The organism is Streptomyces sp. NPDC102402 (assembly GCF_044765765.1).
In the GTDB taxonomy this organism is placed as follows: domain Bacteria; phylum Actinomycetota; class Actinomycetes; order Streptomycetales; family Streptomycetaceae; genus Streptomyces.
Map to the genome: position 1 here is coordinate 352,731 of NZ_JBIWKR010000006.1, position 20,416 is coordinate 373,146.

At 69.7% G+C, this 20,416-nt stretch carries 19 protein-coding genes and 1 pseudogene; 12 read left to right on the top strand and 8 right to left on the bottom strand.

The genetic code is table 11. The annotated features are described in order from the left end of the window. Nucleotides 1-131 precede the first annotated feature (131 nt). Nucleotides 132-968, top strand: coding sequence for a TIGR02452 family protein (locus ACIRJR_RS20780; RefSeq protein ID WP_403782703.1), 837 nt, complete (start codon nt 132-134; stop codon nt 966-968). Here the strand turns inward: ACIRJR_RS20780 and ACIRJR_RS20785 are convergent. Then, a complete protein-coding gene (locus ACIRJR_RS20785) occupies nt 953-1,420 on the bottom strand; it encodes a type II toxin-antitoxin system PemK/MazF family toxin (RefSeq protein WP_403782706.1) in 468 nt (155 codons plus the stop codon). The two genes, ACIRJR_RS20780 and ACIRJR_RS20785, sit on opposite strands and share 16 nt — an antisense overlap. Before the next feature lie 71 nt (nt 1,421-1,491). Between ACIRJR_RS20785 and ACIRJR_RS20790 the strand changes: the two genes are divergently transcribed. The 3 genes from ACIRJR_RS20790 (at nt 1,492) to ACIRJR_RS20800 (ending at nt 4,209) form a co-directional block, all read left to right on the top strand. Continuing rightward, a complete protein-coding gene (locus ACIRJR_RS20790) occupies nt 1,492-2,616 on the top strand; it encodes a glycosyl hydrolase family 18 protein (protein ID WP_403782709.1) in 1,125 nt (374 codons plus the stop codon). 67 nt (nt 2,617-2,683) lie between these two features. Then, on the top strand, nt 2,684-3,712 hold the full coding sequence (locus ACIRJR_RS20795) for a LacI family DNA-binding transcriptional regulator (protein WP_403782712.1): 1,029 nt from the start codon (nt 2,684-2,686) through the stop codon (nt 3,710-3,712). Nucleotides 3,713-3,795: 83 nt separating this feature from the next. After that, entirely contained in the window at nt 3,796-4,209 is a 414-nt protein-coding gene (locus ACIRJR_RS20800; protein WP_403782715.1) for a hypothetical protein, read from the top strand. A gap of 221 nt (nt 4,210-4,430) precedes the next feature. Here ACIRJR_RS20800 and trxA read toward each other — a convergent pair whose 3' ends face one another. Next, a complete protein-coding gene (trxA, locus tag ACIRJR_RS20805) occupies nt 4,431-4,826 on the bottom strand; it encodes a thioredoxin (RefSeq protein WP_403782718.1) in 396 nt (131 codons plus the stop codon). 115 nt (nt 4,827-4,941) lie between these two features. Between trxA and ACIRJR_RS20810 the strand changes: the two genes are divergently transcribed. From ACIRJR_RS20810 to ACIRJR_RS20825, 4 genes and pseudogenes are all read left to right on the top strand, one after another. Next, nucleotides 4,942-6,387: a dihydrolipoyl dehydrogenase family protein gene (locus ACIRJR_RS20810; RefSeq protein ID WP_403782721.1), complete on the top strand. Its 1,446-nt coding sequence runs from the start codon at nt 4,942-4,944 to the stop codon at nt 6,385-6,387. Nucleotides 6,388-7,031: 644 nt separating this feature from the next. Further along, nucleotides 7,032-7,361 (top strand): trypco2 family protein, encoded by a 330-nt coding sequence (locus ACIRJR_RS20815; protein WP_376004817.1) that lies wholly within the window; start codon nt 7,032-7,034, stop codon nt 7,359-7,361. Continuing rightward, a complete protein-coding gene (locus tag ACIRJR_RS20820; RefSeq protein WP_403782724.1) occupies nt 7,358-10,582 on the top strand; it encodes a trypsin-like peptidase domain-containing protein in 3,225 nt (1,074 codons plus the stop codon). The genes ACIRJR_RS20815 and ACIRJR_RS20820 overlap by 4 nt, the downstream gene beginning before the upstream one ends. A 359-nt stretch (nt 10,583-10,941) precedes the next feature. Next, nucleotides 10,942-11,073: pseudogene (locus tag ACIRJR_RS20825) on the top strand (IS5/IS1182 family transposase); the annotation flags it as partial. Between the two features lie 208 nt (nt 11,074-11,281). On the opposite strand, the gene ACIRJR_RS20830 reads toward ACIRJR_RS20825, so the two are convergent. Further along, complete coding sequence (locus ACIRJR_RS20830; RefSeq protein WP_403782727.1) at nt 11,282-11,986, bottom strand: hypothetical protein; 705 nt, start codon at nt 11,984-11,986, stop codon at nt 11,282-11,284. Between the two features lie 297 nt (nt 11,987-12,283). On the opposite strand from ACIRJR_RS20830, the gene ACIRJR_RS20835 reads away from it, so the two are divergent. The 4 genes from ACIRJR_RS20835 (at nt 12,284) to ACIRJR_RS20850 (ending at nt 17,190) form a co-directional block, all read left to right on the top strand. Further along, nucleotides 12,284-14,116, top strand: a complete 1,833-nt coding sequence (locus ACIRJR_RS20835) for a sensor histidine kinase (RefSeq protein ID WP_403782730.1) — start codon at nt 12,284-12,286, stop codon at nt 14,114-14,116. 104 nt (nt 14,117-14,220) lie between these two features. After that, nucleotides 14,221-14,898 (top strand): response regulator transcription factor, encoded by a 678-nt coding sequence (locus tag ACIRJR_RS20840; protein WP_329236913.1) that lies wholly within the window; start codon nt 14,221-14,223, stop codon nt 14,896-14,898. A 920-nt stretch (nt 14,899-15,818) separates the two neighbouring features. After that, entirely contained in the window at nt 15,819-16,343 is a 525-nt protein-coding gene (locus ACIRJR_RS20845; protein ID WP_403782733.1) for a hypothetical protein, read from the top strand. An 85-nt stretch (nt 16,344-16,428) separates the two neighbouring features. Next, nucleotides 16,429-17,190, top strand: coding sequence for a GNAT family N-acetyltransferase (locus ACIRJR_RS20850; RefSeq protein WP_403782736.1), 762 nt, complete (start codon nt 16,429-16,431; stop codon nt 17,188-17,190). Between the two features lie 132 nt (nt 17,191-17,322). Here the strand turns inward: ACIRJR_RS20850 and ACIRJR_RS20855 are convergent, their stop codons facing one another. From ACIRJR_RS20855 to ACIRJR_RS20875, 5 genes are all read right to left on the bottom strand, one after another. Further along, a complete protein-coding gene (locus ACIRJR_RS20855) occupies nt 17,323-17,745 on the bottom strand; it encodes a DUF6221 family protein (RefSeq protein WP_403782739.1) in 423 nt (140 codons plus the stop codon). Further along, on the bottom strand, nt 17,742-18,068 hold the full coding sequence (locus ACIRJR_RS20860) for a DUF6221 family protein (protein ID WP_403782742.1): 327 nt from the start codon (nt 18,066-18,068) through the stop codon (nt 17,742-17,744). The genes ACIRJR_RS20855 and ACIRJR_RS20860 overlap by 4 nt, the downstream gene beginning before the upstream one ends. Next, nucleotides 18,065-18,355, bottom strand: a complete 291-nt coding sequence (locus ACIRJR_RS20865; RefSeq protein ID WP_403782745.1) for a hypothetical protein — start codon at nt 18,353-18,355, stop codon at nt 18,065-18,067. Before ACIRJR_RS20865 ends, ACIRJR_RS20860 begins: the two co-directional genes overlap by 4 nt. A gap of 297 nt (nt 18,356-18,652) precedes the next feature. Then, nucleotides 18,653-19,048 (bottom strand): YciI family protein, encoded by a 396-nt coding sequence (locus ACIRJR_RS20870; RefSeq protein WP_403782748.1) that lies wholly within the window; start codon nt 19,046-19,048, stop codon nt 18,653-18,655. Nucleotides 19,049-19,221: 173 nt separating this feature from the next. Further along, nucleotides 19,222-20,415: an Ig-like domain-containing protein gene (locus ACIRJR_RS20875; protein WP_403782752.1), complete on the bottom strand. Its 1,194-nt coding sequence runs from the start codon at nt 20,413-20,415 to the stop codon at nt 19,222-19,224. Nucleotide 20,416: the final 1 nt, after the last annotated feature.

Consider the following 20,416-nt stretch of genomic DNA (forward strand, 5'->3'; position numbering starts at 1 on the left):
AGGTGCTCGCTTCCCACCCAAACCCTTACCGGGAGTTCGCACAAGGGTGCCCCTGAGCCACCGAAAAGCGGTTGCGTCCATGCCGCCGGGACATCCAGCATGCCCCGTATGCACCACATGGGGGAGGGCCGATGAGCGCACGACTGCGCGCTATCGCGCGAGAGACCGAGGCGATCGTCCTGGCCGGGCGGTACCGCACGTCAGAGGGGCGCGAGGTGACGATCGAGCACGCGCTCGCCACCGCGCTCTCCGGTACCCGGCTCCACGGCCCCGAGGCCGTACCCGTAGCCGTTCCGGACACCGGCCGGGACCGGACCGTCCAGGTCACCGACGAGACCAGCCTGCAGGCGGCACGGCGCATGACGGGCGAGTCGGCGGCCGGGGTCGCCGTGCTGAACTACGCCTCGGCCCGCAACCCCGGCGGCGGCTACCTGAACGGCGCGCAGGCCCAGGAGGAATCCCTGTGCCGCGGCTCCGCCCTCCACGCCACGCTGCTGCGCGCCCCCGAGTTCTACGCGCACCACCGCGCCGAACGCAGCGCGTTCTACACCGACCGGGTCATCCACTCACCCGGTGTGCCGGTCTTCCGCGACGACCGGGGCAGGCTGCTCGACGTCCCGTACACCGTCGGATTCCTCACCTCGCCCGCTCCGAACGCCGGAGTCATCCGCAGCCGCGACCCGGACCAGGCCGCCCGCATACCCGCCGCACTGACGAGCCGCGCAGAACGCGTGCTGGAAGTCGCCGCCGTACACGGTTACCGGCGGCTGGTACTGGGCGCCTGGGGCTGCGGCGTCTTCATGAACGACCCGGCCGAGGTGGCCGGCGCGTTCGGCGCCCTGCTCACCGGCGGCGGACGGTTCGCCGGGCACTTCGAGCAGCTCGTCTTCGGCATTCCGGACCGCGCCGCCGATTCCGCCGTCCGGGCGCCCTTCACCCGCGCGTTCGCCGCTCAGCTCCAGCCGTAGCGCTCCCGCAGGCGCCCCGCGACCAGCCCGAACCGGTCCAGGTCCAGCGCACAGGCCTCGCGCCGCATCCCGTCCTCGTGCACCCGCAGCACCCGGTCCAGATCCACCCAGGACGGTCGTCCCGAGCTGTCCCACGGCCCCGCACCGAGCGAGACCCATTCGTGGTCCCGGGCGTGCTGCCTGCTGGACAGCTGTACGGCGAGAAGAGTGCCCCTCTCCTCCCGGGCCACGACGAGAACCGGCCGGTCCTTGCCTCGCCCGTCGTTCTCCTCGAACGGCACCCACGTCCAGACGATCTCGCCGGGGTCGGGATCTCCGTCACGGTCGGGGGCGTACGAGGTACGGACGGCCCCCACCTCACGGGGGTCGGCCTCCGTGGTGGCGGCCGGTCCACTGCGGCCGGGGAAGTCGGTCGTGCTGTCGCTGCTGTGGTTCATGTGCTGGAACGTCATCGCAACACCGTAGAACCTGTACGGCCCAGTCCGTGGAGCGGGGCGGTGGAAGGGACAGCAGGCTCGACCCCATGATCACCACCGACCTCGTCGCCCGCCTGTCCCGTGCCCTCACGGTTGCCGGCCTCCTCGCGACGACCGCGCTGACCACGGCTTCCGGTGCGGCGTCAGCCCCGACGCCGGAACCACCCCCGGCAACGGCCCCAGCCCCTGATCCCACCGCCGGCCCCACCACACCGCTTCCCCGCACGGTCTCGGCATGGCTGCCCTACTGGGACCAGGAGGGCGCCTACCAGGACGCCCTGCGCCACGCCGGCCAGCTGCACACCGTCAGCCCGTTCTGGTACGAGGCCGTCTCGGCCGGCCGGATCGACGCGCACCCCGGCGCGGGGGAGCGGCGCATCATCGACGGTTTGCACCGGGCCGGGACGAAGGTCGTCCCCACGGTCATGGAGACGATGAAGTCCGGCGCCCTGGCGGCGATCCTCACCAGCCCCGCCCGGCGCGCCGAGCACGCCGAGGCGCTGATGCGCACCGTCTCCACCCGCGACTACGACGGCCTCGACCTCGACTACGAATCGATCGCCGCCACCGGCGACACCACGTACGCCGCCGTACGCGACGGCTTCACCGCTCTGGCGACCGACCTCTGCCGACGCCTGCACACCCTCGGCAAGCAGTGCGTGGTCACGGTCTTCCCGAAGACCGCCACGACCGGCCGCATCTGGGACTACGCGGCACTCGGGCGTGTCGCCGACCGCGTCCGGATCATGGGCTACAACCTGCACTGGTCGGGCGGGGACCCCGGACCGCTCGCCGACACCCGCTGGTACGAGGACATCCTGACCCGAGCCACCGCCCTCGTCCCGCCGGCGAAGCTGGAGATGGGGCTCCCCGCCTACGGCTGGAACTGGCCCTCGGACAGCACGAGTACGGCCGCCACCCGGCACGTCACCTGGAAGGAGGCCGAGGCGCTACGAGCCGAGGTGGGCGCCCCTTACCGGTTCGACGAGGTCTCCGGCACTCCGTACTTCACGTACGACGACGGCACGGAGTCCCGCGAGGTCTGGTACCAGGACGCGCGGGGGATCTCCACCCATCTGCCGGTGCTGCGCAGGCACGGCGTCGTCAACACCACGCTGTGGGCGCTCGACTTCGAGGACCCGGAGATCTGGCCCGTCCTCGCCGGAGGCTGACGGCGTCCCGGTTACGGTGCCCCGACGCGCGGGCAGGGCGGACGCGTCTGGAAGACTGCCCGACGCCATGAGCCAGTTACCCGAGCGACCCGCCGGCATCTCCGTACCGACCAGCGCCGACGTGGCGCGGTTCGCGGGAGTCTCCCGGGCCACCGTGTCCTACGTGCTGAACAACAACACGTCCGTGCGGATCAGCGAACCCACTCGCCGCCTGGTCAGGGAAGCCGCCGCGCACCTCGGCTACGTCCCGCACGCCGCGGCCCGGAGCCTGCGCGCCGGGCACACCAGAACGGTGCTGCTGCCCGCCGCGCAGAGCCCGGCGGACCCCCTGCACCAGCGGTTCCTCGCCGGGCTCGAATCCGGCCTGCGCAGCCTCGACTACACCGTCGTGCAGTTCGGCAGCGCCGGCCTGGACGCCGACGAGGCGGCCCGGGCCTGGGCAGAGCTCCGGCCCGTCGCCGTCGTAGCGCCCGGCGGCATGTCCCTCACCCCGTACGGGATAGCTGTACTCACCCGCTCCGGAGCCAAGGCCGTGATCACACTCGGTCCGCAACCGGTGGACGGAGCACACGCCCTCGTCGTGGACCAGCGCGAGGTCGGCCGCTGCGCGGTCCGGCACCTGCTCTCGTGCGGGCGGCGCGCGATCGGGGTGGTCATGCCCCAGGAACCCGGTCTCGGCCTGTTCGCCGGGCACCGCCTGGAGGGCGCGGTGCGCGCAGCGGAGGAGTCGGACGCGGGCGCCCGCGTCCAGCCGCTGCCCCTGCGGTACGAGGAGGCCCCGGCCGCGGACCTCGCCGCCCGCTGGCGGACACTCGGCCTGGACGCGGTGTTCGCCTACGACGACGCGTACGCCATGCTCCTGATGAGAGCCCTCCAGGACGCCGACGTCGACGTACCGGGCGAAACGGCCGTGATCGGCGCGGGCGACCTGATGCTCGGCAGACTCCTGCGGCCCCGGCTCAGCAGCATCGCCATGGAGCTGGCGGCCCGGGAGCCGCCGGCCGAGCTGATCGACCGGCTGGTGCAGAACCCCGGCGGCGAGCCGGAGCGCCATCATCTGCTGAGGGCCGCGGCGGTGACCCGCGAGTCCGGCTGACCGTGCCGCCCCCGCTTGTCACGGCACACAGGTCAGGGCCTCACGACATGCGCGAAGGGCGGCGGATGTCTAGCGTCGTCGGCATGAGTCATCCGCAGAGCTACGAGATCCTGCTGTTCCCGGAACCGGAGGAGACCGCCACCGGCGCGCCCGAGCCCGGCACCGCCATCCGCTCCGCGGTCGTGGCAGCCACCGGGGACACCGGCGCCTCGGGGTACCCGCGCTACGCGGGCGAAGGCATGGAGGCGGACATCGACCCGGCCTCGCACACCGTGGAGGCCGTGCTGGTGGACGGGGCGGAGCTGGACTACGGCCTCACGGTCAGGATCGCCGAGCGCATCGGCGGCACACGGGAGGCGGCGGAAACAGCGGAAGCGGAGGCGCCGGAGCCACTGGACGCGCCGGGCTCAGACACCGGCCGGGAAACGGAAGCGGCTGGGGGCGGTGCCCCACGCTCCGGCTCCACCACCGGACCGGATCGGCCCGGCGAGGGATGAGGCGGCCGGAACCATCCCACATGACGAAGGCCCGGCCTGCACCTTGGGTTCTAACGGTCCTCGCAACTCCCACAGATCGCGGGTGTTGCGAGGACCGTTAGAACCCAAGGTGCTTGGGTTCCAGTGATCTACTCACCACCTAAAACCAGGCGGTGTTGCGACGACCACTGGAACCCAAGCACGGCCGGGCCTTCATCACGTCTGCCGCAGGTCCGCTGCGACTACTGCTGCTCCTGCTGGGGCGGCTGCGCCTGCTGTGCCTGCTGCTCCTCGACGGACTTGCGGACCTCGTCCATGTCCAGGTTGCGCGCCTGACCGATGACGTCCTCCAGCGCTGCCTCCGGGAGCGCCCCGGGCTGCGAGAAGACCGCCACGTTGTCACGGACGATCATCAGCGTGGGAATGGACCGGATCTCGAAGGCGGCCGCCAGCTCCTGCTGCGCCTCGGTGTCGACCTTGGCGAAGACGAGGTCGGGGTGGCGATCGGAGGCCGAGTCGTAGACAGGGGCGAACTGCTTGCACGGACCACACCAGGAAGCCCAGAAGTCGATCAGCAGGAATTCGTTGTCGCTCACGACCTGATCGAAGTTTTCCTTGGTGAGCTCTACGGTGCTCATACTCTGTTACCTCTTCCTGGGACCGTTCGGACCTGTCCGGCACAACGGTGGCGTCACTTGCGCTATTCCGCCTGCCCATGTGGCCGCGGCGCACACCCACGACGACACTGTTCCCATGACTGATGTTGATGGTGTGCAGAGCAGCGAATACGACGTAGTGGTCATCGGGGCGGGCCCGGTGGGGGAGAACGTCGCGGACCGTGCCAGGGCCGCCGGGCTGAGCACCGCGGTGATCGAGTCCGAACTGATCGGCGGCGAGTGCTCCTACTGGGCGTGCATGCCCAGCAAGGCCCTGCTCCGCCCGGTCGTCGCGCGTGCCGACGCGCTCCGCGTACCCGGGCTGAGCGAAGCGGTTCGAGGACCGCTCGACGCGGACGCCGTCCTCGCCCACCGCGACGAGCAGACCTCCCACTGGAAGGACGACGGGCAGGTCGGCTGGCTGGAGGGCATCGGCGTGGACATCTACCGCGGCATGGGCCGTCTGACCGGAGCCCGGAAGGTCTCCGTCACCGCCCCCGACGGGGCGGAGCGCCACCTCACCGCACGGCACGCCGTCGCCGTCTGCACCGGCAGCCGGGCCGTCGTCCCCGCGCTGCCCGGCATCGAGGACGTCCGGCCGTGGACCAGCCGCGAGGCCACCAGCGCCAAGGAGGTGCCCGGCCGGCTCGTCGTCGTGGGCGGGGGTGTGGTCGGAGTGGAGATGGCCACCGTCTGGCAGGGACTCGGCGCGCAGGTCACGATGCTGATCCGCGGCAAGCGCCTGCTCCCCAAGATGGAGCCCTTCGCGGGTGAGCTGATCGCCGAGGCACTGGCCGACGCCGGCGCGCGCATCATGACCGGGGTCTCGGCCACCGGTGTGCGCAGGGCGGGCCACGACGGCCCGGTCACCGTCGAACTGGACAACGGGGAACAGCTGGAGACCGACGAGATCCTCTTCGCCATGGGACGCGCCCCGCGCACCGACGACCTCGGCCTCGGGACGGTGGGGCTCAAGCCGGGGTCCTGGCTCTCCGTCGACGACAGCTGCCGGGTGGAGGGCAGCGACTGGCTGTACGCCGTCGGCGACGTCAACCACCGCGCACTGCTGACCCACCAGGGCAAGTACCAGGCCCGCATCGCGGGAGCGGCGATCGCGGCACGGGCGCAGGAGACACCCCTGTTGGAGACTGACCGCTGGGGTGCGCACGCGGCCACCGCCGACCACGCGGCCGTCCCCCAGGTCGTGTTCACGGACCCCGAAGCCGCCTCGGTCGGCCTCACCCTCGCCGAAGCGGAAGCGGCGGGACACCGGGTCCGCGCCGTCGACTACGACCTCGCCTCCGTCGCCGGGTCCGGCCTGTACGCGCAGGGATACAAGGGCAGGGCCAGGATGGTCGTCGACCTGGACCGCGAGATCCTGCTCGGCGTCACGTTCGTCGGCCCGGGGATCGGCGAACTGCTGCACTCGGCGACGGTCGCGGTCGCCGGCGAGGTCCCCATCGACCGCTTGTGGCACGCCGTGCCCGCCTACCCGACGATCAGCGAGGTGTGGCTGCGGCTGCTGGAGACTTTGAGGGGGTAGGAACCGCCGTTAAGGACACACCGGGAAACGCCACGACGGGCTGGGGAACGCGGAGGCTGTCGCAGGTTCGAGCCTGGTTGTTGTGTCATGTCTGGCAGGTATCAACCTCGTCAGGGTGCCGAGCACTGCTGATGCGACGGGGGCAGGCGACGCTGTGTGCAGACCGACTGCCCCTACTGGTCGGATGTGCTGGAGGGGAATAGTCTCTCGGCTGATTTGCAGGAACGGTCGCCCCTCAGCCGCTGACCTCGTAGACGGCCTATCGGCTGCTTGCTGCTCGTGCCCTTGATGCAGCTGAAGGCCCCGGAGGGCTCCCAAGCAGGCTAGGCGTTCTTCCCAGGTCATGTGGGCTGTGCGGGGCGTGCTGGAGTTCAGCGGTTGGGGGGATTCTCGCGGATGACGGAGCAGGGACAGATCTAGCGACCTGGGTGGGGCCGTCCTCGCGGGGACCGGGGACGACCTGCAGTCCGCGCGGTTCGCCAGGTGCTGGCGGGTCTCCGCCGGGTGCTGCGCGACCACACAGCATTCGTCGTGCCTGGAGGCACTGTCCGAAACGCCGTTTCATACGAGGGGCAATGTGGTAGTGGTAGCGGCTGACGGTGGACTGAATGGGGGGCGGACATATGCGAGATCCGTTGGAGAAGGTGGAACTCACGGCGGCCGTACAGGGCTTGCGGGATCAGCTGATGGACTCTGTGCAAGCCGCGGACGGCCAGCGCGTCAGGTTTGAGGTCGACGAGATCACGCTGGACTTCTCGGTCGAGCTGCGGCGCGACGCGACGGCCAAAGCGGGGTTCAAGGCATGGGTAGTCTCCAGCGACGCCCAGGTGGGGGTGGCGCAGAACTCCGTCCAAAAGGTATCCGTGAAGCTGAAGCCGAAGGACTCGGCCAACGGCGGGCCGATCGAGATCGGAAATCAGGCTGAAGTCGATATGAGCGACTTCGGACATCCGTCCGGACTGCGCGGGGGATGAGCATCCGCTCCGTCGAACGCATCGCCATCGTTCAGGGAGCGCGGCAGGGTAGCGGCTTCCTGCTGGACTCCCGCCTGGTGCTCACATCGGCGCACCTGTTCGAAGGCGAGGGCGAGATTGCTCGCGTCGCGGTACCCGGAGGGACAAGGACGCACATCTGCCGCCTCGTGTGGCGTCGCTACGACGAGTCATGCGACGCGGCCTTGCTCGAAGCAGACGAAGAGCTGGTGAGGGAGGGCACGACGTGCCGGATGCCCGACGTTCGGTGGGGGCGGGTTTCCGACCTGGCCGCCCGGGAGAACTGCGAAGCGATAGGTTTCCCGCAGATCTCGCTCCGCGACGGCCTGCGGCCGGACACCGAGCAGATCGTGGGCACGCTGAAGCCAGGATCATCCATCCTGCGCGGCCGCTATGTTCTGGACAGTTCTCACGCCCCGCCGCCAGCGGCCGGCACTACCGGCACATCGCCGTGGCAAGGGATGTCGGGCGCCGCGCTCTTTCTCGATGAATACCTGATCGGCGTGGTCTCCGGGGATCCCGCACAGTGGGGTCACGCGCGGGTGGAAGCCGTTCCCATCTTTGTCGTGGTGGCTGATGCCGGCTTCCGAAAGGCGATGGATGCAGCAGGACTTTGTCCCGAGGTGGTGGAGATCGGCAGGCCCGTGCCGCAGGTGGGGAACGAGGCCGCAGTATCGTGTGAAGGTGACTGGGTCGCTGTCACCGACGCCGACCCGGTCTCCTTCGGTGTTCATCGCGCGCCAGTTGCCATCGGCCATCCGGACGTTGTGCAATACGTGCCACGCTGTGTCGACGTGGAGATGGACGCCCGACTCGAAGCGCTAGCTGAGACGGGCGGCATGCTGCTGCTTACAGGGGATTCGGCCGCAGGCAAGTCGAGGGCTCTGTTCGAAGGTATGGTCCGCAATCTCGGGGACTGGTCGGTCTGCAAGCCGGACCCCGACGCAGACCTATCCTCCCTGCATCCCTCCCCTGGACGTGATCACGAGAAGGTCGTGTGGCTCGACGACCTGCACAATTACCTGCGGTCCGACGGGCTGACGCCGTCCTTGTTGGACCAGTTCGCCCGGCGCGGCATAGTCGTGCTTGCCACGCTGCGCACCGAGTTCCACGAGCACTACACGAATGAGGAGGACGGCACGTCGCTCTCGCGGAGCACCGGGCCGAGACTGCCGTCCTCGCCGGGCAGAGTGATCCGCGCAGCGCATCACATCACCTTGGACCGGATCTGGACCGAAGACGAGCGGTCGGCTGCGTCGTCGGGCGAGGATCCGCGTGTCGTTGCGGCACTGAACGCCGACAGGGCGCACGGAGTGGCGGAGTACCTAGCGGCCGGACCGCAGGTCCTCAAGCGGTGGAAGGCCGCTTCCCGCGCGAAAGGCAACCCCCGGGGCGCCGCGCTCGTCGCAGCCGCCGTCGCCCTCGCCCGCACAGGTGTGGACACCGCGCTGCCGCCGGAGTCTCTGGCACGCCTCCACGGGTACTTCCTCGACCGGGCGGGCGGCCCAGCCTTGCGGCCGGAAAGCATGGAGGAAGCCTGGGATTGGGCATCCAAGATCGTGCTGGGCGTCACCAGCCCCCTGGTACCCGGCCAGGGAGGAATGTGGAAGCCGTTCGACTACCTCGTGTCCGACACCGCGCGCCTGTCCCGGCCGAGTGACCTCCCGGGACAGGTGTGGGACGAGGCCCTGCGCATTGTGGACGACTCGCGACGTGTGCTGGTGGCGACCGTCGCCAAAGTAGCGGGACGGCCGGATGTGGCCAAGGAGGTGCTCTGCCCGCTCGCGGAACGGGACGTACCAGATGGCCTGATCAACCTCGGGGCGCTGCTGGCCGAGGAGATGGACTATGCCGGTGCCGCCCGCTGCTTCGAGCGCGCTTTCTACCTGGGTGACTCCGGCGGGGCCCACAACATGGGCGCCCTGTCTTACACGAGGGGAAATCTGGAGGCGGCACGGGACTGGTACGAGCGTGCGATCGAGAGCGGGGAACGCGAGTCGATCGGCGCTCTCGGCCTGGTGCACGAAAAGCTGGGGAACCAGGACGAGGCGGCAGCGCTGTGGAAGCGTGGCACCGAGGCCGGCGATCCCGGGAGCGCACTGCACTACTCGGACTGGCTGAGGTCGAAGTGGCAGTCGGACGAAGCCGTCGAGGCCCTGAGAGTGGCTGCGGACGGTGAGATGCCGTTCGCCGCGCTCTCATACGCCGGCGCCCTCCTGCGGAGGAAGGACCACGAAACGGCAAACGCCTATGTCGCGCGCGCCTACGACGCGGCGGTCAAGCAGGGGAGTCTGGGCGACCCGATCGGCTGCCTGATGGCCGGCGTGACCGCTTACTCCTTCGGCAACGTCCGGCTGGGGGAGGAATGGTGGAGTCGGGCACGTGAGCACGGCCACCCGTCGGGCTGGGTGGTCCTGGAAGCCGCGGACGGCTCGGCCGGACTCCCGTACCTGGCCTTCAGCCAGGATTGCCTGGGCAGACTCGGGCACGAGGAAGCCCGTTCCCTCATGCAGTTGCTCTGGGCCGGTGACTGCCAGGACTGCGGATACCCGCTGGGCGACGGAGTTCCAGCACTCTATGTGGACGACCATCACTGGACTGACGCTCGGCTCTTCCACTTCGGACTGTGCCGTTATCCGCACTGGAACGATTCTGCGCTGATCAGTGTGTCGAAAGAAGCGGGTATTAGTTGGACGGCCTTCACCGCCGGAGTGCCTGTGGGAGAGCGCAACGACCTGGTCGTTCCCGCTCTCGTGATCAATCCCTCTCTCGAGGTGGCGCAGTTGGTCCGGAGCGGGGACCGCTGGACGGCCACGTCTGCTTTCGGTCCCCGGTCGACCCGCGCTGAAGGGCTTAACCTTCGCCCTCTGTGGTCCGGATTGCCGCCGAGGACCTCCGACGGGCGTGCTTGGGCACTCACCGGTCCCGGTGAGGTCGCCGTGGCATCGCTCGGTCAGCTCTGGACCGCTCCTGCGACCAAGGAGTTCATCGCACTGGTGAAGCAGAACGGAGGAATGCTGCTCATCGTGGCGAGCATCGTCGGACCCCAGGCCCCGGCCACGATGGAGGTCCTGGTGGACGCCCTGGAGTCCTGGGACTCAATGACGAGGTGGGTGCCCCTGAAGCCCGACGTTTCGGGTCGGGCCTCCCGAACTGAGCGTGGCTCTGGCAATCGAACGGCTCTGGACCAAAATCGGCGATAGCGCCGTGGAGTGATCACTCGAGGAGGACGGGGAGGCCGAGCAGGGGGAACCCGGCTCGGCCCTGCATCTGGACTGGATAATGCTGCTTGAGGCCACGCTTCTCACCGACGTCGGCGGCGGCGACGTCGAGGCGAGGCACCAACGCGCTGACCGGGACTTGCAGGCGGTCAGGACTGACCACTCGCCTCACGCCTGCGAAGGAGCTCGGTTCCCTAAATTGGGTCTCGAGAGGTCGCTAAAGCAGTGAACGTCTTCCAACCTGACGGGTGGTTGGGCTGGCAGCCCCGGCGGCGGGCATGAAGAAAGCTCCTGGTAGACGGGTTCACGACCAAGATCACCAGTCCGCCAGGAGCTTCCGCGTGCTTGTCTACCCGTCCGGCATTGATCTGTCCAGCCGCACCCTGAGGCATCTCTCCGGTCTTCTCGCAGATCACCGTCGTCGGATCGGTTCACGCTGGCGGCGCCTGACCTGCGGCCGACAGGCCATGCTCTGACCGCACACCCAGGCAGCACCATTCTCGTAGCCGAGCGGGCGAGGCTGTCGAGGTCGGCGCGGTCGGCATCATGAGGATCGGTTCGCGCAGCCCTTGCTCGCTGATCCGGCCGGCATGTGACTCGACGGCCTGTCGGCAATGCGACGCGTAACGGCGATACGTGGCGTACCTGGCTTATATCGCCGTAACGGGCGTGATGTACGTGTCAGTCCACTTCCAGGGCGTCCAGGGCCAGCGTGTGGGCGATCGCGAGGCGGCGGTCGATGTCGGGCGCGAAGATCTCAAGTACGTACCGGGTGTGCAGCCCCAGCTTCTTGGTGACGGTCATCAGAAGCTTGCCGCTCTCGGTGTACTTGAAGCGGTACGGCCAGATGAACGGCACGTATTCGAGATAAGGCACGAACTCCCAGACGAACCGGACGAAGGCCACCACCCGGCTGCGCTCGCGGCCGGTCAGCTTCATCGTCCCCGGCTGCCGCACCTGCCATGTCCTGCGGAGGAAAGACGCGCCCGCGTCCTCGTAGAACGACCCGAAGGACTGGCCCGAAGCGTCCCGCACGTCGTACATGTAGCCCACTTCGTGGTCGCGGCCCTTGAAGGCGGCGAGAACGGACTTCCTGGACGCGTCCGTATAGACGGTCACCTGCCCCCTGAGCGACAGCCGCTTCTCGCGTGCGTAGGCGACGGGCTCGCCCTCGGAGCCGTCCGACCGGGCCACGCTCACCACGTACTCGCCGGCCGTGAGGCTCAGTGTCTTCTTGATGACGAAGGTGTCGTGGGACTGGATGTCCGGTGCTTCCGCGAGGGTGGGGGCCAGGGTTGGGGCGGGGGTGGCCTTGGTGAGGCCGACGGCGGCCTTGTCCTGCTCCGCGCCCGTTCCTGTATTCGACTCCGTGCCCGTGCTGTCCATGTGGCATCTCCCGTTGTCCCCGTGTCCCCGTTTTGGTCCGTCCATCGTCGGCCGCACGACCGGCCCGGCGCAGTCTCCGGAAGTCGCGATCCCGGGCGACGAAAGGTGTCGACTTTCGTCGTACGGTGGCACGACGCTCGGCCGATGCGCGCGTTCTTCCGGGGGCCTACCGTCGGTCCGGTGTATGCGGACAGGGAAGTGGATGTGGATGTGAGGGCGGGTACGGATGTGGGAGATCGACGGGTACGTTCCGCCGGGCTCGCCGTTCGGGGCCTCCGGCGGCGGTTGACCGGCGGTGTGCTCTGGAGCCCCGCCCGCATCGTCGGGGAGGCGGTGCTCGCCGTCACCCTCGCCGGGCTCGCCACGGGCATCGGCGCGTGGGTGGACACGTTCGGGGCGCGCACCGTCCTCCTCGCCGGGGCGATGGCCCTGCTGGCGCCCGCGCGCCACGCGCTGCCCGCGACCGCCCTGATCCTCTCCGCCCCACTGGCCGGGGGGTGGAATGTCATGGCCTCCGTGCTGCTGGTCTGCGCCGCCTGGTCGGCGGGGCGGCGGATCACGGAACCCTGGCGGGTGGCCGCCGCGTTCGGGGCCGCGTGTGTGCTCCACACCGTCCCGGGCGTGTACCACGACATCACCTCGGGGGCCGCTCCTGTGCTGCCCGTCACCCTAGGGTGGAACGTCGTGACATTCCTGACCCTGGCCGTGGTGCCGGCCCTCGTCGGCCGCTATCGGGACCAACGGCGTCGGCTGCTCGACGCGTTGTGGCAGAACAACGAGCAACTCAGGCGCGAGCAGGCGATGGTGGCCCGCGAGGCGCGGTTGCTGGAGCGCAACCGCATCGCTCATGACATGCACGACAGCCTCGGCCACCAGCTCGCCCTGATCTCCGTGCACGCGGGCGCCCTCCAGGTCGACCCGGAGCTGACCGGGAACCAGCGGGAGGCCGTACGGATCCTCCGGGGTGCCTCCGTCACCGCGATGGCGGAGCTGCGGGCGGCGGTGGGGGTGCTCCACGACGAAGCGGAGTATCGGGAGCAACAGAACGAGCAGCAGTACCAGGGGCATCAGCCCCACCAGGGGAATCAGGGGGAGATTTCCTACCGGGAGTACGGGGAGCACCAGGGGCGCCGGCGGCAGCCGGTGGGCGGCGGTGCCTCGGTGCCGTACGCGCCCCGTACCACCGCCGCCATCGACGGCCTGGTCGAGTCGTCCCGGGGCGCGGGCACGGCGGTGTCGCTGGACCGGAGCGGTGTCCGGCGGCCGTTGGCGCCCGCCGCCGACCACGAGGCGTACCGCATCGTCCAGGAGGGGCTGACCAACGCCCACAAGCACGCGCCGGGCGCCCCGATACGCCTTGCCCTGCGGTACGAACCGGACAGCCTGGTCGTGGAGGTCACCAACGGGCCCGTGCCGGGCGGAGCGCCCGAGGTGCCGCCGGAGATCAGCGGCGGCCAGGGGTTGAAAGGGCTGCACGAGCGGGTCGGCCGGGTCGGCGGCATGGTGCACACCGGGCCCACCGAGGACGGCGGCTTCCGGATCGCGGGGATGCTGCCGTACGGGGAGGAGAGCAAGGCGGGAAGCGGGGCGGTGAGCCTCGGGGGACACGGGGCGGGGAACGGTGCCCGGGGCGCGGGGCCGTGCGGCGCGACCTCCGTCGTACCGGCTGGCGACGTTCGGGGGCAGCGGCGTCCGGGGGCGGTGGGCGACGGTGGAACGGTCATCAACGGGGCCGATCCACAGAGGGAGTTCACCACCACTATGAGTACCAGGAAGAACGTCGCCATCGGCTGCGCCGTCACCGCCGTCGTCCTCGTCGCGGGCGTCATCGGCCTGGGCGTCTGGGGAGTGGGCGTCATGACGGAAGAGGTGAAGAAGGCGGACATCTCGCCGAGCGTCTACGAGGAGGCGAAGGTCGGGGACGCCGAGGCGGACATCCAGGCCAGGCTCCCCGAAGAGGACTCGTGGCTCACCTCTGACCTGGCGGACCAGGGGCCCAAGCTGCCCGAGGGAGCGACGTGCCGACACTTCACCTCCAAGGACGACCGGGGGGTCGACGCCCTCACCGTCTTCCGGTTCTGCTTCCAGGGCGGGAAGTTGGTCTCCAAGGAGACGTACAAGGCGAAGTGATGCGGGGCTCCGTGCGGCGGGTCGGCCCCTACAGGGCATGATGGCGGGGCCACTCCGTCCGTTCTCCTTGACTACGTCATGATCGACACCGCGCAGGAGGCTGTGTGATCCGGGTCCTCGTCGCCGACGACGAGCCGCTCATCAGGGCCGGCATCAGAATGATCCTCACCTCGGCCGACGACATCGACGTGGTCGCCGAGGCCGGGGACGGCCGCGAGGCGGTGGAGAAGGCCCGGGGCGGCGGGGTCGACGTGGCGCTGCTGGACATTCAGATGCCGGTGATGGACGGGCTGACGGCGCTGGTAGAGCTCGGCCGCGCCACGCCGAAGGTACGGGTCCTGATCCTCACCACCTTCGGCGAGCGGGACAACGTACTGCGGACGCTAGGCCACGGCGGTGCGGGGTTCCTGCTGAAGGACTCCGCGCCCGGCGAGCTGATCCAGGCGGTGCGGGCCGCGGCGGCGGGCAACGCGTATCTCTCACCCGCGGCCACTCGGCATGTGGCGGACGCGCTCTCCGCCACCGGGGCCACCACGCGCGGGGAGGCCGCGCGGCGCCGGCTCGACGGGCTCACCACCCGGGAGCGCGAGGTGTTGGCGCTGCTCGGGGAGGGGCTCTCCAACGCGGACGCGGGGCGGCGGCTGCATATGAGCGAGGCCACGGTGAAGACGTACGTCAGCCGCATCCTCACCAAGCTCGACTGCGACAACCGAGTCCAGGCCGCCCTACTCGCTCGCGACGCAGGGTTCCAGCCGGGGGGACTTCAGCCGGGCGGGCACTGACCGGACGGAGCTACCAAGCCCGTTGACCAAGGGTGAACGCCGTACGGTGGATTCCCGGACGCTCCTGGACCAAGATCAGACAACTCGTAATGCGTAGGTCTCGGGTTGGGGCTGAGCCGTGTGTGTCCGACTCATCGGCGGCCGGCGCTGTCGACTGCTTCGGTCAGCCCCTGTGCCCCGTTGAGGAGCAAATCATCCAGGAAGTTGAGGATGTCTGAGCGGCGGGGGCGGTGCCGGCTTGAGCGTAGGCGCGGACCAGTATCTCGCCGATGTGGTGTGCATCTGCTGCTGCACGGGCGGAGACGCCGAATTTGTCTGCTTCGCCAGCCGGCCTCGGAGCCACCGGTCTCCCTTGCCGCTGGACAGTTTCCCATCCTCGCCGTGTGCGTGATGCGCAGAATATCGCCGTACTAGCCAGCGCGGACAGCTACGTGCTCGGGGACCTCAGAAACTTGCCGACGGCTCTGGAGCGACCGCTACGGTGTGTCCTTTACGGCGGCTGCTGGAGACGTATCGAGGCTGAGGGCGGACGGCGGAGGCACGGCGGAGAGAGCGCGAACGTTCCTGCGGCGGGTGCGGACGTTGCCTGGCCGGCGTCGTCCCGTCCCTCTCGCATGTCGCCTCGACGTCCTTCCATGAGCGCCGGCGTGAGGACGTGCTCGCCGCAGTCAAGGCTGTGGGCGGGCACGTCGTCGCGTGGGCGGCCGACCTGGAGGTGTCGCGCGCTGCGGACCCGATGACGCGGCCGAACCCGGGAGCTTGGCTTCGAGGGCGAGAGCGGCCCTGACAACGCCATGGCCGGCGGGTCCTTCCTCCCGGTGTGCTCTGCGGCGCTCACACCCATGCGGTGAAACCGTAGCGGCCGAGCGGGCCTGCCCCTGGGTGCCTTCCCCGGGAACGGTGCTGACATCGTAGGAGTCATGAGAGCAGAAGGAGCGACGCCGGAACCGGAAGCCTCTGTGCGGAGCGGGCTCACAGCCCTGGGTGAAGTGGCCTGCCGTTATCAGGCGGATGAGATACGCCCGGAGGATCTGCCGATGATCGCTGCTGAGGCGCTCGCAGCCGGACTGGACACCCCGACACTGTGCGAGCTCGCCGGCTGGCCTCGCAACGCGGATGCCCGCGATATTCGGGACGCGTTCGGGCAAGTACTCGCCGAATCCGGGATCGGGCTGCCGGATCGGGGCCTGGCACGGCGCCACGCTCTGCGCCGGATGGCGGCGAGGCTCATCGACGGAGGGACAACTCCCGCTGAGCTGGCGACGGACGGCTGGTGGGATACGGACGCCGAGACCGCGACGGAGCAATCGTTCGTGGCACTGATCCCGCAATGCGATTGCTGCATCGAGTACACCTTGGGGCTTGACCGGCAGGTGTGGGCGGCTCAGCTGCGGAACGCCGCCCTCGCCCTGACGTCGTCTCCGCCCATCGGCCCCGGATGCTGAATCCGCCTGGCCGCGTAGCGGCCGAGGGTGCTGTCCGCGTTGAAAATCAGTCGTTCGTGAGCACAGGAAGCGACACGATATGGCCATGACCGGCGATCTCTTGTGTGACCGGGCCCGGGAGCTGTGGGTGGAGCTGGCGGTGGAGCCAGTGCAGTTTTCCTCGTCGGCCGGGGCGGTGAACGTCGTGGCTTCTCCTGGCTCGCGGCTGTGCCCGCCACTGTGGACAGGGATCGTCGTCCTCGGCGGCGCCGGCATCGGCACCGTGCCGAGCATGGAGGCCGCCCAGTTGCTGGCGGACGCTGCAAGCAAGCTGTCCTGTGAGGAGCTCGTCCAGGAGGACCGCTTACGTGAGGTGTTGCCTGTCCTCGACGTACTTGGTCCTGCTTCCCTCCTTTATCTCGACCGCGCCGGTTTCCTGCCGATGCCAGAAGGCGCTGCCGCCGAGGAGGCGGCATGCGGCGACGGGCAGCTGGCCGCACTCCTGGTTCGATCTGGTGAAGGGGACGCCGGGGAAAGCGGCTTGGAGGACATCACCTCTCCCGCATTCGTCCTCCGCGAGAGTAACGACGTGGTTGCCGCAGCGGGCTGTCAAGTCTGGCCGCGTTCGGTGGCTCACCTGAGCGTGCTGGTTGCGCCAGGGCATCGAGGCCGCGGTCTGGCGCGGGGCGTGGCGTCCGCAGCGGTAGCGCACGCACTTGACGCCGGGTTGCTTCCGCAATGGAGAGCACGCCCGCATCCGTCGAAGCGGGTGGCACTTGCGCTCGGTTTCCGGGATCTGGGTTCTCAGCTCAGCGTCCGCCTCGACGACGCGGTTTCACCGGCCTGGGCCCATGAGACCGTCGCCTGAATTCGGCCGAGGCGGTCAGCCGCCGGACGGTCACCACCCGGCGAAGGAAGTACCGGCCCCTGTACGGCGATGAGCCGTCAGGCACCTGCTGCGGCACGCCTCCGGATCTGGGAGACGTGTGACCGGTTCGGCCTATGGACGCCACTCAGGCCGATAGTCCGAGTGGTCGGCGTAGGCCTGTGCGAGGTGCCGCGCTGCCATGTCGACGGCCGCGCGGTGCGTGCCGGCCGCGAAGCGGTCGAGGGCGTCCGAAGGCCCCGCACTCGTCCCGGACGCCGTGTACTGCCGGAGCAGGCCCCGTGCCGCCTCGACCTCGCGCAACACCTGTGCCGGGTCGTGGAGTGCGATGTGTTCGGCGCGGGCGGCGTCCTCGTCGGATCCGCCGGCCTCCGGGCCGGTGGTGATGAGAGGTGGGACGTCGTCGTCCGGAATCGCCGCGGAGTGGACGCCGGTCCCCAAGGCATGCCAGACCTCACTCGTCCCGCCGGCGGCGACAGCGGCTGCCGCCCGCTCGTCGAGCCGGGCTTGCAGGAAGGCGACCAGGTCGGCGGTCATGCGGGGCTCCTGGGCTGGTCGGCGGCTTCCTCGTCGTGAGGGTAGTCCCGGTGCTCGACGTAGGGCGCGGCAAGCAGCCGAAGCTGAAATTCGGCGTTCCGGCCGTACGGCCCCGTGGTTCCCAGGTAGGGCACCACGGTGTCGTCGAGCAGCGCGAGGCGCGCTTCAGCGGCGGCGACGGTGAAGCGGGCGTGCTTGGCGGCGTCCTCGGGTTCCACGCCGAAGCGTTCGGGCTGCGTGGCCACCACGTTGCTGGCGAAGCGGGCCTTCTCCAGCTCCTCTTCGAAACGGGCCCGGACGAAGGCCACCAGGCCGGCGGTCATGCGCGACTCCTCGGAGGATTGGGCCCGGCCCACACCTGGCTGTTCCGCCCCGTCCTGACGGTGACCCCGATCCGCTGGTGGACGACGTCCTCCACCAGCGGGACCTGGATCAGGTCCCGCTGGGCCGGCTCGACGAGCGGGGTGAGCGGCTCGACACTCTCTTCGAAGCCCTCGCGCTGTCCGGAACACCGGTCCCGGACAGCGCTCCGACGGGCCGCGAGCGGGTCGCCCCACGGGAGGCCCAGCTCCTCGCGGGCGGCCTGCCTGGGGTGGCCGGTGTCGATCATGCAGGACTCCTGCGTTGCTCGGTCATCTTCTTCCACTGCCACGGCAGTGTTGCCTTCGGCAGCAAGGATGGCCGTCGGGCCGTGTTGCGAGCAAGTTCGGCGTGGCCCCGGACCTGCTGTGAGAACACACGACAGGCCTGTGGCGTCCGCCTTCCATCCGCGCGTGGGCGACCGCCGGGGCACCTCCGCGGCGGCCGTACTCACCAGGGCCTCCGGCACCCTGACCGTGCTGCGCGCCGCCGCCCTCCGACCCGCTGCGACGGCGCCACCGGACGGCACGGAGGACCGCCCGCCGGATCAGGCCTCCGGCGGGCCCTCGGGGATCGGGTGCACCTCGACCGGGTCGTTGCCGGGCTTCCCGCCCGGTCCGGGGCAGGCGGAGGCCCGTGCGGCGATCTCCAGGGCCCGGTCCTCGCTCCTGACATCGACCACCCAGTATCCGGCCAGGATGTTCTGTTCCGCCTGAGCCGGTCCATCGGTCACCTGCGGGCGCCCATCACTTCCGGCCCTCACCGTCTTGACCAGCGAGGGGCCGCCGAGGCCCTGACCGTCGACCCATTCACCCGCGGAAGTGATGTCCTCGTTGAGGGCGTTCATGTGGGCGAACATGGTCTCCATGTCGGCCGTGGAGTGGGACGACATGACGGCGTCCCACTGGTCCGCCGGAACGTTCATCTGGATCATGTACCTCATGGTGCTCACTCCTCCTGGGCGGCTGTGGCTCTCTCCGGCCTACGAACAGGTAGACGGACGGACAGCACAGAACTCATCGGTGCGATACACCTCACCATGCGACGCGTCGCAGTGCCGGTGCGCCTCGCTGACCACGTCGGTCATGGCTGCCGCCGCGAACCCGGCCACCGCCGTCAACGCAGCGCGCTCTTCGCCTGCCACGCGTCCCACGGCACGTTCCAGTCACCGAAGCCGTTGCCCGGGGCGACGACACCCTTGGTGTCCTTGCCCTTGACCTCGAAGGGGTCGCCGGGCCTGACCCGGGCGTAGAGCCAGGCGGCGTTCGTGTCGCTCATGCCGATGCAGCCGGAACTCTTGTTCGCACGGCCGAACCACCTGCTGTTCCACTGCGCGGCGTGCGCGTACATGCCGGACCAGGTCAGCCGCATGGAGTTGTCCACCATCCTGTCGTAGGCGTCACCGAGGCCGACGGTCTCGGAGTTCATGTTGATCGTGCCCTCCTTGGCGATCAGGACGGCGGTCCCGCGCCAGGACCTCTTGTCGCCGCCCGGGGTGCCGCCTGAGACGGGGACGGTCCGGACCGTCTGCCCGTCCCGCTCCAGGGTGAGCTGTCTGCGGTCGAGGTCGACCTTGACGATCTGGCTCTCGCCGATGGTGAAGCCGGTCGAGTAGTCGCGGACGAACCAGCCGCCGTCGCCGGAGTCCGTTCCGTTGAGTTCGGCGCTGAGGGAGACCTTGGTGCCGGGCTTCCAGTACTCCCTGGGGCGCCAGTCGACCCGGTCGCGGCCGGACCAGTCCTCCAGCCATGCCCAGGAGCCTTCCGTGGCGTTCGACGTCGTCAGACGCAACTGCCGCTCCACGGCCGCCTTGTCGGTGACCGGATGGTCGAAGACCAGCGAGACCGGCTGGGCGATGCCGACGGTCGCCTTCGTACCCGGCCGCCAGTCGACCTTGTTGACCTTGTCGGCCTCGGCGGTGGTGAACACGGACGTGACGGCGTTCTTCGTGCCGGCCTCCGTGGTCGTCCTCGCGGTGACGGTGTAGGAGGTGCCGGGGACCGCCTTGCGCTTCGAGATCCACGCCGACCCGTCGGCGGCCACCTGCCCGGCGAGTGTGTGGCCCTCGTCGTCGGCGACGACGACCGAAGTGATCCTGCCGCCCGTCGCGTTGACCTTGACCGTGCCGCCGGCCCGTACGCCGTTGCCCTTCGGCGTCACGGTCACCGTCGCGGGGCGGTCCTCCGCAGCGTGGGGACCGCCGCCCTCGGCGTCCCCCGCGGCGGCGCCCTGGCCTGCTCCGGGCGAACAGGCCGCGAGCGGTGCCAGCAGGGCCGCGACTGCCGCGACACGCACACGTATATGGCTCAAC

Bases quoted from the DNA above. Each gene is read 5' to 3' on its own strand.
- ACIRJR_RS20845 (WP_403782733.1), top strand. From the start codon at position 15,819: ATGAGAGCAGAAGGAGCGACGCCGGAACCGGAAGCCTCTGTGCGGAGC.
- trxA (WP_403782718.1), bottom strand. From the start codon at position 4,826: ATGAGCACCGTAGAGCTCACCAAGGAAAACTTCGATCAGGTCGTGAGC.
- ACIRJR_RS20830 (WP_403782727.1), bottom strand. From the start codon at position 11,986: ATGGACAGCACGGGCACGGAGTCGAATACAGGAACGGGCGCGGAGCAG.
- ACIRJR_RS20790 (WP_403782709.1), top strand. From the start codon at position 1,492: ATGATCACCACCGACCTCGTCGCCCGCCTGTCCCGTGCCCTCACGGTT.
- ACIRJR_RS20800 (WP_403782715.1), top strand. From the start codon at position 3,796: ATGAGTCATCCGCAGAGCTACGAGATCCTGCTGTTCCCGGAACCGGAG.
- ACIRJR_RS20860 (WP_403782742.1), bottom strand. From the start codon at position 18,068: ATGACCGCCGGCCTGGTGGCCTTCGTCCGGGCCCGTTTCGAAGAGGAG.
- ACIRJR_RS20810 (WP_403782721.1), top strand. From the start codon at position 4,942: ATGACTGATGTTGATGGTGTGCAGAGCAGCGAATACGACGTAGTGGTC.
- ACIRJR_RS20780 (WP_403782703.1), top strand. From the start codon at position 132: ATGAGCGCACGACTGCGCGCTATCGCGCGAGAGACCGAGGCGATCGTC.
- ACIRJR_RS20855 (WP_403782739.1), bottom strand. From the start codon at position 17,745: ATGACCGCCGACCTGGTCGCCTTCCTGCAAGCCCGGCTCGACGAGCGG.
- ACIRJR_RS20850 (WP_403782736.1), top strand. From the start codon at position 16,429: ATGACCGGCGATCTCTTGTGTGACCGGGCCCGGGAGCTGTGGGTGGAG.
- ACIRJR_RS20865 (WP_403782745.1), bottom strand. From the start codon at position 18,355: ATGATCGACACCGGCCACCCCAGGCAGGCCGCCCGCGAGGAGCTGGGC.
- ACIRJR_RS20870 (WP_403782748.1), bottom strand. From the start codon at position 19,048: ATGAGGTACATGATCCAGATGAACGTTCCGGCGGACCAGTGGGACGCC.
- ACIRJR_RS20795 (WP_403782712.1), top strand. From the start codon at position 2,684: ATGAGCCAGTTACCCGAGCGACCCGCCGGCATCTCCGTACCGACCAGC.
- ACIRJR_RS20785 (WP_403782706.1), bottom strand. From the start codon at position 1,420: ATGACGTTCCAGCACATGAACCACAGCAGCGACAGCACGACCGACTTC.
- ACIRJR_RS20820 (WP_403782724.1), top strand. From the start codon at position 7,358: ATGAGCATCCGCTCCGTCGAACGCATCGCCATCGTTCAGGGAGCGCGG.